General features: G+C 55.4%; 10 protein-coding genes. 8 read left to right on the plus strand and 2 right to left on the minus strand.

The annotated features are described in order from the left end of the window. The first annotated feature begins 241 nt into the window (after positions 1–241). Genes U3654_RS15295 through U3654_RS15305 form a run of 3 tightly spaced genes read left to right on the plus strand, consistent with a single transcriptional unit; the run spans position 242 to position 3,803 of the window. Entirely contained in the window at positions 242–1,405 is a 1,164-nt protein-coding gene (locus U3654_RS15295; protein ID WP_324752411.1) for an ExeA family protein, read from the plus strand. Then, positions 1,405–2,973, plus strand: coding sequence for a lipopolysaccharide biosynthesis protein (locus U3654_RS15300; RefSeq protein ID WP_324752412.1), 1,569 nt, complete (start codon positions 1,405–1,407; stop codon positions 2,971–2,973). The genes U3654_RS15295 and U3654_RS15300 overlap by 1 nt, the downstream gene beginning before the upstream one ends. 5 nt (positions 2,974–2,978) lie before the next feature. Next, a complete protein-coding gene (locus tag U3654_RS15305) occupies positions 2,979–3,803 on the plus strand; it encodes a CpsD/CapB family tyrosine-protein kinase (RefSeq protein ID WP_324752413.1) in 825 nt (274 codons plus the stop codon). A 64-nt stretch (positions 3,804–3,867) separates the two neighbouring features. On the opposite strand, the gene U3654_RS15310 is transcribed toward U3654_RS15305, so the two are convergent. Both U3654_RS15310 and U3654_RS15315 read right to left on the minus strand, forming a co-directional pair. Further along, the gene (locus U3654_RS15310) at positions 3,868–5,226 is read right to left on the minus strand and encodes a hypothetical protein (protein WP_324752414.1); all 1,359 of its coding nucleotides are present in this window, start codon (positions 5,224–5,226) and stop codon (positions 3,868–3,870) included. A gap of 573 nt (positions 5,227–5,799) precedes the next feature. Continuing rightward, on the minus strand, positions 5,800–6,708 hold the full coding sequence (locus U3654_RS15315; RefSeq protein WP_324752415.1) for a glycosyltransferase family 2 protein: 909 nt from the start codon (positions 6,706–6,708) through the stop codon (positions 5,800–5,802). 364 nt (positions 6,709–7,072) lie between these two features. Here U3654_RS15315 and U3654_RS15320 point away from each other — a divergent pair, with 364 nt between their 5' ends. The 5 genes from U3654_RS15320 to U3654_RS15340 are packed head-to-tail and all read left to right on the plus strand — an operon-like array spanning position 7,073 to position 12,377. Continuing rightward, positions 7,073–7,444, plus strand: coding sequence for an HAD hydrolase family protein (locus U3654_RS15320; RefSeq protein ID WP_324752416.1), 372 nt, complete (start codon positions 7,073–7,075; stop codon positions 7,442–7,444). Positions 7,445–7,464: 20 nt separating this feature from the next. Continuing rightward, positions 7,465–8,193 carry a sulfotransferase family 2 domain-containing protein gene (locus U3654_RS15325; RefSeq protein ID WP_324752417.1) on the plus strand — a complete coding sequence of 243 codons (729 nt, stop codon included), beginning with the start codon at positions 7,465–7,467 and terminating at the stop codon, positions 8,191–8,193. A 22-nt stretch (positions 8,194–8,215) separates the two neighbouring features. After that, on the plus strand, positions 8,216–9,835 hold the full coding sequence (locus tag U3654_RS15330; protein WP_324752418.1) for a hypothetical protein: 1,620 nt from the start codon (positions 8,216–8,218) through the stop codon (positions 9,833–9,835). Continuing rightward, positions 9,832–10,581: a glycosyltransferase family 2 protein gene (locus U3654_RS15335; RefSeq protein WP_324752419.1), complete on the plus strand. Its 750-nt coding sequence runs from the start codon at positions 9,832–9,834 to the stop codon at positions 10,579–10,581. Before U3654_RS15330 ends, U3654_RS15335 begins: the two co-directional genes overlap by 4 nt. Next, a complete protein-coding gene (locus U3654_RS15340) occupies positions 10,581–12,377 on the plus strand; it encodes a hypothetical protein (RefSeq protein ID WP_324752420.1) in 1,797 nt (598 codons plus the stop codon). The genes U3654_RS15335 and U3654_RS15340 overlap by 1 nt, the downstream gene beginning before the upstream one ends. Positions 12,378–12,430: the final 53 nt, after the last annotated feature.

Genomic DNA, 12,430 nt, shown 5'->3' on the forward strand with positions numbered 1-12,430 from the left:
CCACCGAATCACCATGCTAACTGTGGGGTGTGTATTAGATCGCAGACGCGCCCAGATTTGCATGTGAGCCAAGTAATCAATTTGAAGTGAGTATCGCTGGCCCGCCATGCTGGCCTGATCTCATCGACCTGACGAGGAGTGGTAAAATTGTTGCAAGACCGTTCAGGCCCGCTAGGCTATTGTCGGACATGGCTTTTTTCTGCGAGGATGGCAGAATTCTGCACTACAAAGGATTCCAGCCATGACTGAACAGCCGCGGGCCACCTTGGCCGAATGGATGTTACCATCCGTTTTTGCCAAGACTATAGTCGCGAAATGCGACCCGGGCCTGCAGAAAGAAACATGGTGCTTTCGTAGTGTTCGTGGGCGCGGCGCAGCATCCGCATCCGGCGGTTTGGGCGTGGATGAAATCCAGAGTCCACCATTGACGACTGCTTCGTTGCATGAAACCAACCAAGTAGGTGGCAGCACCGCGGCAGGGGATCGGGGAGTGTCAGATAACGACTTGGGAAAGAAGGGGAAGGGGCGGCATTTCACGTCAGCAACAGGCATGTCTCCCAACATCTACACCAGTCATTTCGGCCTTTCAGAAAGACCTTTCTCACTTGTTCCGGACCCGGACTTTTTATTTTGGTCGGCCGAGCACCAACGCGCCTACTCGATGCTGGAATACGGAATCATCACACGCGCGCCGATCACGCTGATCACGGGAGAGGTTGGGACCGGCAAGACGACATTACTTCACCATCTTCTGAAGATGGTCGACGAAAATGTCCGGATCGGCCTTGTTTCGAACGCACACGGCTCCCGAGGGGAGTTGTTGCGCTGGGTGATGATGTCCTTGGATCAACCAGTCCCGCACGAAGCAACATATGTCGATCTCTTCGCGGCGTTCCAATCCTACGTGATCGCTGAATATGCCGAGGGAAACCGCGTCATTCTTATCTTTGACGAGGCGCAGAACCTTAGCAAGGAATCGCTCGAAGAGCTGCGGATGTTCACCAACATCAACTCTAACAAGGACGAACTCCTGCAGTTGGTTCTAGTGGGGCAGCCCGAGTTGCGTGACATTATCCGCCAGCCCGACATGAGTCAGTTCGCGCAGCGCGTCGCCGCGACCTTCCATCTCACAGCTATGGATTCCAAGACGGTCCGTCAGTATATTCTACACCGCATGCAGGTCGCAGAAGCGAACACAAATCCGTTCTCTCCTGCCGCGATGGATTTGATATACGAAGCCACTGGCGGTGTGCCCAGGCTGGTCAATCAGCTCTGTGATCTCGCCTTGGTCTATGCATTTACGAAAGGGCGCAAACGGGTCATGGAGAGTACGATTCAACAGGTTCTGGATGACGGCGTCTTCTTCGGCCCTAATGAGACCGGAAAGAGCGAAGGTACGCTCTGATGCTAAAAGACGTAAAGTTCTACATCGCGTTGTTTTTTCGGCGCCTTCACTATTTCCTTGTCATCATTGTGGTCTGCACCGCTGCGGGACTGACTCTCGCCTTCACCTTGCCGCCTGTCTACAGGGCCGAAGCTACGCTGGTTGTGGAACCCGCGCAGATTCCGGGCGATCTGGCCGCATCTACCGTTCAGGCAACCGTTGCGGAAATTCTAGACCTCATCAAGCGGCGCATCCTGACGCGTCAGAACCTTCTGGACATATCCAGGCGCTTCGAAGTCCATGCGGCGGCCGAAAGAATGACCGCCGATGCGATCGTGGCCGACATGCGCCAGCGCATCAGCATGCAGTTTCCGAACAACACCTTCACCAATCGTGCGTTGTTTGTGACGGTCTCTTTTGATGCACCGACAGGCGAGATTTCAGCTCGGGTCGGCAATGAGCTGGTTACACAAATTCTCCGACAGAACATCGAAATGCGCACGTCCGCCACGGGCCAGACCCTGGAGTTTTTCGTCCAGGAGGTCGCACGGCTGGATGAGGAGATGGGCCAACAGAACTCGCGGATCCTCACCTTTAAGGAGAGCAACAAGGACACGCTTCCCGACAGTCTCGATTACCGCCGCAATCGTCAGGCCTCATTACAGGAACGGGTTCTGCAGCTTGAGCGGGAGTTGTCCGGATTACGCGATAGACGGGATCGACTCGTTGAGATCTACGAACGGACAGGCCGCTTGGATATCATGGGCGAAAATCTAACGCCCGAGCAGCGCCAACTTCAGCAATTGAAGGATGAACTGGCCTCGGCCGGGGTGATTTATTCGGACGAAAATCCACGGGTCAAATCCCTCAAGGCGCAGATCGCGGCGCTGGAAGCAGCCAACATCAAGCTGGGGCTAGGAACCGCAATCGCACCGAACGTTACCATATTCGATCTGCAGATGTCGGACATAGACGGCCAGATCACGTTCATTGAAAAGGAAAAAGAGCTGATCCAGAAACAGATCGACGCGCTGACCAAATCGATTGAGGCAACGCCGATGAATGCAATTACGCTTGGAACGCTCGAGCGGGATTATGAAAATCTACAGTTGCAATACACGCAAGCGCGCGCCAGTTTGGCAGAGGCCCGGACCGGCGATCAGATTGAAGCGCAGTCGCGTGGGCAGCGCATCACGGTCACCGAACAGGCCATCGTGCCTGCTTTTCCTGCCGAACCGAACCGGAAACTGATAGCGGCTGCCGGTATCGCTGGGGGCTTCGGCCTTTCGATCGCTCTTTTCTTGCTATTGGAAATCCTGAACTCGACTATTCGTCGGCCTGCGGAACTAACCTCGCGGCTTGGGGTTACGGCATTCGGCACTATTCCTTACATTCAGACAGACAAACAAGTGTTCCGGCGCCGAACCGGCATCGTCATGGCCGTTGTGGTTCCCTTGATCGTGCTTGCTGGCGGGCTCTATATCCTGCATGTCAATTACATGCCTATCGATATGCTGATACAAAAAGTGGCCGACAAGGTCAGCTTCAATTCTCACATCCCAGATCTTCAGGGTCAGGCGTACGGATAATCTAAATGGAACGCATTCAAAAGGCGATTGAAAAGGCACGGGATGCTCGCCAGGCCCAAGGCGAGCAAGCCAAAACGCCCGGTGAAAAGGCCGAGCGAGCGCATGGCACCGGCCGGGCGCTGATCCCGACGACGTGGGCGGATCTGACGAAGTTCACGCCCAACCTCAAGCATTTCCACGATATGAGAATAGTGACACCTGAATCCGATCAACAGGCAGCATCCTTTGACGTGATACGCACTAGGTTGCGACAGCAGATGCAAGCTAACGGATGGCGCCGGGTCGCGATCACCTCGCCCAGTGCAGCCTGTGGCAAAACGACGGCAAGTGTGAACCTTGCCTTCAGCATGGCGCGACAGGCAAAGCTGAAGGCGATGCTGATCGAACTCGACCTGCGCCATCCATCCATGGCAAAGATCCTTGGCCTGCAAAACCAACATCAGTTTTCCAAGGTTCTGTCTGCAAGCGCGGCGTTCAGCGAACATGCAGTGGTTTACGATGACAACCTCGCCATCGCGACCAATCACAGCCCGATCGAACGACCGGCCGAACTTCTGTCGGGTTCGGATAGCGCACGCATCATTGATGGGATCGAAAAGCTCTACAAACCCGACATCATGATATTCGATATGCCCCCGATGCTTGGCAACGACGATGTAATGGCCTTCCTCGATCAGATCGACTGCGTTCTGCTCATCGCCGCGGCAGAAAAGACAACATACGAAGAAATTGAAAAGTGCGAGGCGACCATCGCAAGCAGGTCAAACTTCTTGGGCGTTGTCCTGAACAAATGCCGCTACCTAGACAAGGCCGAGCGGGAAGGCTCCTGATCCGCCCAGCGCGTTTTACCGAGTTCCCCGGGACACATTGCGGTTCAAATACACTCGCCGACGCTCAATCAGCTGGATCGGGGACCATCTCCAACATTGGCCTGTCGGGGCTGCCGCCCATACTGTGAACCATGCTCCGACCGTCCTGTGTTCGGCCTTGAGTATCCATCTCTAGGATTTCGCCAGAGGTCATCTCCCGGCGCCAACCGGCAAGTGTTCCGCCAGCATCATAGTGCATGATATCGGACCATGGAGCTGACCAATGAAGTGTTGGATCGTAGTCCGCGCCTCGATTAATCGCATCATAGTCGACGAAAAGAAGCCGCGCCTCTTCGCCTGCTTGCTTGGAATACCGTCTGATCTGATGGACCGGGAAACTGACCGACAGAATGGCTGGCGCGCTGAACTGTGCCCCGTTCCATGCGATCACGCCAATATCCACCCGCGCGCTCGTACGCGGATCTCGGGGGGCAATAGGGCGCGTGTCGTGCCAGTCTATCCGGATGCGCGCCGTTCGCCCAGCCGGATCCAGCGGCGATATGGCAATTTTTGACGGGTCGCCGCGCAGCAGAACCCAGTGAAACGTCAGATCGCGGTCGGTCGGATTGCGGGTTGGATCAGTCGATAAGACTATCTCACGTGTATGCTCTAAGCTACGCCAGACGCGGGCTACGGCACTGGGCGTCGTAAAAAGCTCTTCCGGCAGCCCTGCCAATCCGGCGGCTTGGGCAAAATCCTCTTTCAGGACGCGAATCTGCACCATGGGTGGGATGTCGGCGGGCAGCAGCGCCGCCGCGCGCGAAACCATCCGTTCCGGCAAAAGGTCTTCGGCATCAAAAACGGTCGGATGCGCCTTGCCAGACAAATAGGAATCGCGCCCATATATACCCTTTTGGCTGTATCTGAGGATCATCTGCAATACCGGCGCGACAAGCTTGCGCTCTTCCAGAATTGTGCGCGTCTTGGGCGGGAACGCGGCAAGCGCCATCAGAAGGGCACGCAAAAAGGGCTGATCGGAACCGGACGATCCTTGGGTGATTGTCATATACGGCCAGTTGGCGGGAAAAATATCCTTCTCATCATGATCGCGGTGCTCGGGATAAACATAGAGGTGATTGTTGCTATAGGTCCGAAAGGCGCGCGCAGGCCCCGCCTTGGTCGTCATAGCCAACCGAGGCAAACTGCGCGGCACTTCTCCCTTTGTGATCGCCAGTGAGGCATTTCCCACAGTGATCATCGGAAACAAAATGGCGCCCCCCAACCCATGATCCAAATCGGCCTTTTGCAGTTCCGGGTCATAGGTAAGCGTGGCAAGCGTAGGGAAAAGACCGGAGGGTAGCTGCGAATGCCCTCGATCCCTGTTCTCGTAGAGGACGCCGTCCAACCCTGAAATGCGCCCCTGTAGTTCCAGACGCCGCAACATCCCCGCTGCGGGACCGATGGCGCCCGGGCCTAAAAGGGGCTGACTGGAATTAGGAGCAGGGAGTTGAATGGTCGGGGCGATCCAACCCATCGCTCCAAGGCTAAAAAGATCCGCGGCGCGCAATCTGACTTCGTCAGCCCCGGCCGAGACCCCGATCGTGAGCAAGAGACAGGCAAGAAGGCAGCGCATGCGATGAGTATGCCAGTAAAAACGGATCAGGCCAGATCCCGGCGCGATGGGCCTTAAGATTTAAAAACGAACAGATCTTCGTTAATGATATCGATCCATCCACTGGGTTGCTCACTGGATTCTTTTGCCAGCTCTTTGTGCGCCAACTCGCATGTTTCCTCACGTAAAGGGCGCGAATTGTCTACCGCTTTCAAAAGATGAAACAGACCTGCTCGCGTTCCCAACATGCGATCAGGGACACGGAGGTCTGATGTTGGCGCAACAGATAAATTTTCGTGACGCATAAGACCTCCAACTATTAGTTCACCTTACTAAGGCCAAATAAATCTGTCAAAAGAAAGACAACGGCCATCCTTTAGGATTATCGGTCAGAGATTATGTTTTTCAACCCAGCAATCGCCACCATAACAGTTTCCCGGCCCCCCCAGCCATTTTCATTCGCATCTCTGCGGCGCGTTCCCGGGACATTAATTGAAAGCAGAGCATGGCAATCCCGTATAAGGAGAACTGGATCAGCCCCGCCATCATCCATAAACTCACCCGGCCCAAACCACGCACCCCGCCAGCGCCGGCTTCTATCCGGCACCGAAGTTGCCCGTCCTTGAACTTCCGGGCAGCGATGTAAGTGTTGGTCATGCGGTCCTCGGGAACGATTTCATACACCAGCGCCCCTGCACACCACGTCAGCCGGATACCGTGATCGTCCACTAGCTGCCGAAGCAACCAGACATCCTCACCTCCGTCATTGAACCGGGTATCAAAGGGGCTCTCGCCGCGAAAGCACGAGGATTTCTTGAACATGGAATTGCCTGATCCGAGATGGGCACGCCATTGCGAGATGTCTGCGCCTGTCTGCGCCGGAATATGGCGGCTGAACATCCGCTCTAGAATAGCCTTGGTTTCAGGCTGCGGCGGTGTCTCGAACAGTGGATCGATCGGTCCAAAGCTCGCATCATGACCATTCAGGGCCTGCTGTCTAAACGCCTCAAGCCAGCCGTCGGCCGGCAGTTCATCATCATCAATGAAAAGAATGTATTGCCCTCGAGCGTCTGCCGTGCCGGCATTGCGCGCATTCGCGACCCCTTTTCTGGGTTCGTGAATGTATCTGGCGATATCGGACGCCTCGGCCACGACGTGCTGCGCAGATTGATCCTGACAATTGTCGACGACCAGCACCTCGAATGCGGCCGCGTCGGGCGCGCTGGCAATCTGAGTGCGCAACGCGCTTAGCAGATTCTTGATAAGGTCGATACGGCGATAGGTCGGGATAACAATCGATATTAAGACCGTCATGCAAGCTGTGCTCTCTTTATAGGACGATTCATAGGGCGGTGGCCGAATAACCTTTGATTCTGATGGAGTTTTCCTAATATGGACGTTCGCCGGGTGGCATGGTCAACTTGGCCGTTGGTCACCTGAATTTCTCCTATCCACACAGATCATCCGATCTTATCACTTCGCACAGTAAAGGTTTAGAGCATGGCCTCAACGTCGAACAAGACAAGTGAAACTTGATGGCTCTGCGGGCGCCGTCGATCGCAGATGAGGGTTTCTGCCGCCTTGAACGCCCATGTTGCGCCGAACGGTATCGGGTAGTAACGCATCAAAGCAACCGGGTCTTCCGGAATGTGCCATTGAATAAAAGGGTCACCCCAGAATGAAAAAACTGGTCATCGACATTGACGGGACGCTCACCAACGCCGATTCGACCGACTACGAAACAGTCGGGCTCAACACGGCAGTGGCCGAGCAGTTGCGACAATACAAGAAGGACGGTTTCGAGATTGCCCTGCATACGGCGCGCAACATGCGTACACATGAAAACAACACCGGCAAAATAAACGCTAAAACACTACCTGTTCTGATGAAATGGCTTGAGCAGCATGATATCCCTTACGATGAAATCTGGGTTGGGAAACCATGGTGCGGCGCAGAAGGGTTCTATGTCGACGACAAAGCCATCCGGCCGGATGAGTTTGTCCAGATGAGCTATGATGAAATCAGGGCACTTCTCAAGCTCGGCTCCTAAAGGCAATTTCTAAGGATCAGATGGCAATGCCCCTAATTTCAGCGAACGGACGGAGTGTTTTCTTTGCTCATATCCCCAAAACGGGCGGATCGAGCGTGGAGGAATATCTGGTCCGGCGGTTCGGTGGCCCCCTAAGCCTGATTGACCGTAATAAGCGCGAAGGTGTCAGGGGCACGGGGCTAATAACACCCCTAACCCATGTCGCGGCCATCGATCTGAGAGAAATGTTGCCCCCAAATATCGACTTTGGCTTTACGGTCGTGCGCGATCCTATTGCCCGTATGCAGAGCGAATACCGGTATCAAACCGGTGTGTCGCGTATGAGCCGGCTCAGTTTTTCGACATGGCTGCGGATCATGATTACCGCCGTGCGAATTGAACCGCGGATATACGAGAACCACATTCGGCCCCAAGTCGACCTTATCCCCGAGAACACCGAAATCTTCCGTTTGGAAGACGGGTTTGACGGGGTTATCGAACGTCTGGACGAAGTGACGGGATCGACGGCGCCCGATCAGAATGTCAGGCATCTTTTGAAACGCGAACGCAAGGAAATCGCGCTGCATCGCCAGGATGTCGAACTGCTTGCAGCATTCTACGCGGATGATTTCGAACGCTTCGGGTACGACTTGCCCGATCCTTCGACCTATCCGCATGATCGCTACACGTCTTTTAGAACTGCCTTTGCGGCGGTTTTCGCCCGCGCGCTGGTCATGCGGCAGCGCCATGAATGGACGAGGGGGGCCTGATGCAAACGGTCCTTTCAATACAATGCTTCTGATCCTGTCCGCCAGAACCGTCGGCGAAGACATCGCCCTGCATTTCGGCAAGCTGCTGCCCAGCTTTCTGCCGATTGGCGATCAGCGCCTGTTCACCCTTCAAGGCAAAATCGCCTTTGGCGAAAGCCGCGCCATCACCGTCCCGGAAGATTTCGAAATATCACCGTTCGATCGCCAGGTCCTATCGGATGCCGGCTTTTCCATAATTCCGCAGCCTCCCAGTCTCAGTCTGAATCAAGCGATCGATCATGCCCTCGGCCAGATCGATCTGGCCAAAGGCGAGCTTCTGCGCATTCTCTATGGGGACACGCTGGTCAACATGTCCGACCGGGACTTTATGCGTAGCGATGTCGTCGCCGTGCAGGATTCGACGGCGAACTATCCATGGGCTTATGCACAAACGCATGAAAACGATCGGCTTGTCTTTTCGGACGATCCGCCAAAACAGCTGGAATCCCGCCGCGTCGTCTGTGGTTATTTCACGTTCTCAGACCCTGCGCTGCTCTCAGAGGCGTGTCGGGAACGCTCGATCGTGGATGCACTTAACGTCTACCATTCGCGCCAGCCCCTGACGTGCATCGAACCCGACAACTGGTTCGATCTTGGGCATCTTCCGCTGCTTTTCAGGTCCAAGAAGAGTATTCTGGTCAAACGCGTATTCAACGATCTGATCTACGAGGATGATCAACTGCTCAAGCAATCATCCGATACGCTGAAAATTCGCGCCGAAGCCAATTGGTATGAAAACCTTCCGACTTCCCTGCGCATGCATGTGCCACGCTATGGCGGACGCGTCGACCGTGATCATCGCGCAGGATATCACATCGAATATCTCTATCATCCGCTTCTGAGTGATGTGGCCGCATTCGGGTCGCTGCCGTTGACGAGCTGGCTGGAAATTCTCTCGGCCAGTTTTGAGCTTATCGACAAATGCCATGTGGTGCGCCCGCCCGAAGGCTCTCCCGAGGCGGCCCCCGAGTTCGCCAATCACTTTTTTGAAAAGATGATTGTCGAAAAGACCCGCAAGAGGTTCAGCCAGTATAGCGCCGACCACGAATGGGTCGAGGATACGTCCATCACCTTGGACGGAACAGCCTACCCCCCACTTCACGAGGTCGTAGAGACGCTGATCCAGCACGTCCCCAAGACCAAGCCCGAGCATATCCGCTTCTGGCATGGGGACCTATTTTTCGGCAACATGTTCTACGACTTCACCGCCCAACGGATATTGTCCATCGACCCACGGGGGCAGCTATCGGGGGGCGAAACCAGCCTTTTTGGGGATCTGCGCTACGATCTGGCAAAACTGGCCCATTCGATCATTGGCCAATACGACAAGATCGTGCTCGGTCGCTCCCGGCTGGTTGAGGACACCCCAACCTCCTGGCGTCTGACGGTCGAACAGCCCGCGCATCAGCCCGAGCTGGAAAGCATCTTTGAGCGTTTCATTACCGAAACCTGCGATCTGGACATGACCGAGATCACTGCCATGACGGCGCTGCTCTTCTTCTCGATGCTGCCCTTGCATTCCGAGCGGCCCGATCTTCAGAAACAGTTTATTGCAACCGGCCTCAGGCTGTTTTCCCGTCTGAAGGATAGGACACACACATGATCGTTTTGCCCATGGCAGGTTTGAGTCAGCGTTTCTTCAAGGCGGGATATACCGTTCCCAAATATATGCTGGACCTGCATGGCAGAACGGTCTTTGCACATGCGCTAGACAGCTTTTCCGGCCTGTTTTCACAAGAAGAATTTCTAATCATCTGCCGCCAGATATACGACACCCCCGAGTTCATCCGAAGCGAATGCCGCAAGCTGGGCTTGCCCGAGGACAGATACCGGATCGTCGCGCTGGAAGGCGAAACTGCCGGTCAGGCCGAAACTGTCGCCACAGGATTGATCGCGGCGAACGTCGGCAAGGCAGAGCCACTGACGATCTTTAATATCGACACAATCCGGAAGGGATTTCACCACCCTGAAGCCTTCGACGTCTCAAAAGTGGACGGCTATGTGGAGGTATTTCCGGGCGAAGGCACACACTGGTCCTTCGTGCGCCCCGACGATACGGATCCAAAGGCGTACCGCGCCGCCGAGGTGGCCGAGAAGGTCCGGATTTCCAATCTGTGTTCCACCGGGCTCTATCATTTCCGCACAGTCGGCCTGTTTCAGGATCTCTACGCCGATATCGCCACCAGAAATCCCGCCGATCTTCAGGGCGGCGAGCGTTATATTGCGCCGCTCTATAATATTGCGATCCAGAACGGTCTCGACATCCGCTACAGTCTGATCTCTCCGGATGAGGTGCGTTTCTGTGGCACGCCGGAAGAATACCTTGCCCTGAAAGGCGAGAGTTTCTGATGTCACTGCAACAGGTTGCCAGAACTCTCGCGGCCAGCCCGGAGGATCCTGCGGCCTATCTGGACGCGACGCGCGAGCTGATTGACGCCAGCGGCACATCGGCCATGACGGCTTGGGACGCTACCCAGAAAGAAGCTTGCATCGGTCAGCTTATTCGCCAGCCCCAATGTTCGCAGCGCCCTGCCATCTTTGTCCATAAAATTGCCAGCCATCTAACGTCTGGCGCACAGGATGTCGTCGCCCGTGTCATGAAAGAGGTTGGCCCGGTTTTGATCAACCTCGTCAAAGAGTTACCCAAGGACACCAATGAGGCAAAGAACGTCATCGTCTTTCTATTGACGGTCCGGGCCTTTGTTACGCCGTGGGTTTCGCAGAAAGAGATCACGAAGAGGCATCTGGAATGGTTCGAGCAGTTTGACCCCGACGATCTGGCCCTGCCCTACAGCTCCGTGTTCAACGAGATGCATTTCGGCAAAAACCGCGACGATCTGCTGACTCACTATCAGGCGTCAACCTCTCGGATTGCTGACAGCAAGACATTGCGCCCGTATCATGTGCTGTTCCTGGAATGGCTTTCGGGCCGCAGCATTTTCACTGATCGCGACAATCAAGACCTTGACGATTTTCTTGGCTCTCACCTGCCGGGGGGCGACATGGACATCGCGGCAGCCCGTATGCTGGTTGTTCGGCACTATCGACGGACCGGCGTGATAACGCCTGAGCGGCTGGATCAACTGGCGTTGAACAACATCGCGGATCTCGCCGGTGATGCGTCAGATACCCGCGCAGCTCTGCCAGACGCCCGGCCCACGCGCGCTGGCACAAAGCGGCTACACACCAAAAGTTATCAGGTATTGCAGGCAGGAAAATCGCTGGCACGCAGATCATTTCCGATCCTGCCTGCTGCAAGGCGACGACTGCGGGTCGCGGTGTGCGTCTCGGGACAGCTTCGCGGCTACGAAACGGCTTTGGCCAGTTGGCGCGCCTCTATTTTGCAGGATGTGGATGTGACCTTTTTCGTTCACAGTTGGCAAAATATCGGAATGGCGGACGCACAGCCCTTTCGATATGTCCTGCCCTTCTCCGGCCAGCACTTTGTCCACGCCTACAAAGAGCTGGCTGTGGCCGAGGGTTATGAAGCGGTCCGCGCACGCTATCCGGCCCTTTTTGCTAGACTTGCAACCAGCGCCCGCGCAGATCCAGAAGACCTCAAGGCGCTCTATGGCACCGAACATGTCGTTCTGGACGACGAAACCTCAGCTAGGTTCGCCGGATTCTCAAATCAGCAAAAGATGCATTACAAGATCCACGCTGCAGACCAGATGGCGCAGGCAGCTGGCGATTTCGACCTGCACATGCGTATCCGGCCCGATCTGGAGGTAAAGTTTACCGCCTTCAACTGGCATGATCTACTTGAGGCTACGATGACGCGGCCGGTCCTGTTCTCTGAAAAGAAAGCAGGCCTGCATTATGGCAACCTCATGATCGGCGACCAGTTTGCCGTGGCTAGTCCACAGACGATGAATATCTACGCCGGGACATGGACGCGCTTTCCCACATTCGCCGCCGCAGATCTGGCCCGATGTCCCAAGGACTTCACCGGGCACGTCAGTCTGGCGCTGACATGCTGGATACTAGGGCTTACCGTCGAGAAAATGCCGGTCAAATTCGGTCAACTGGTCGATGCCCAACCACTGTCATCAAAGGAAATTCTCGAGGCCTTGGGGGCGAGCGGACCGAATGACACGGCTGATCACAAGCTGCGTAACGCCATACTCAAGGATTTGTCGTCCTGAAAAACCACCCCAAGTTGCGCTGGCACAGGCATTTTTCTTGAAAAAGCCAATCT

This window comes from Roseovarius sp. Pro17 (genome assembly GCF_035599575.1).
Lineage (GTDB): Bacteria > Pseudomonadota > Alphaproteobacteria > Rhodobacterales > Rhodobacteraceae > Roseovarius.

Excerpts from the sequence above, each read along its gene's own strand:
- U3654_RS15340 (WP_324752420.1), top strand. The coding sequence starts at position 10,581 with ATGTCACTGCAACAGGTTGCCAGAACTCTCGCGGCCAGCCCGGAGGAT.
- U3654_RS15335 (WP_324752419.1), top strand. The coding sequence starts at position 9,832 with ATGATCGTTTTGCCCATGGCAGGTTTGAGTCAGCGTTTCTTCAAGGCG.
- U3654_RS15330 (WP_324752418.1), top strand. The coding sequence starts at position 8,216 with ATGCTTCTGATCCTGTCCGCCAGAACCGTCGGCGAAGACATCGCCCTG.
- U3654_RS15295 (WP_324752411.1), top strand. The coding sequence starts at position 242 with ATGACTGAACAGCCGCGGGCCACCTTGGCCGAATGGATGTTACCATCC.
- U3654_RS15320 (WP_324752416.1), top strand. The coding sequence starts at position 7,073 with ATGAAAAAACTGGTCATCGACATTGACGGGACGCTCACCAACGCCGAT.
- U3654_RS15310 (WP_324752414.1), bottom strand. The coding sequence starts at position 5,226 with ATGTTGCGGCGTCTGGAACTACAGGGGCGCATTTCAGGGTTGGACGGC.
- U3654_RS15300 (WP_324752412.1), top strand. The coding sequence starts at position 1,405 with ATGCTAAAAGACGTAAAGTTCTACATCGCGTTGTTTTTTCGGCGCCTT.
- U3654_RS15305 (WP_324752413.1), top strand. The coding sequence starts at position 2,979 with ATGGAACGCATTCAAAAGGCGATTGAAAAGGCACGGGATGCTCGCCAG.
- U3654_RS15325 (WP_324752417.1), top strand. The coding sequence starts at position 7,465 with ATGGCAATGCCCCTAATTTCAGCGAACGGACGGAGTGTTTTCTTTGCT.
- U3654_RS15315 (WP_324752415.1), bottom strand. The coding sequence starts at position 6,708 with ATGACGGTCTTAATATCGATTGTTATCCCGACCTATCGCCGTATCGAC.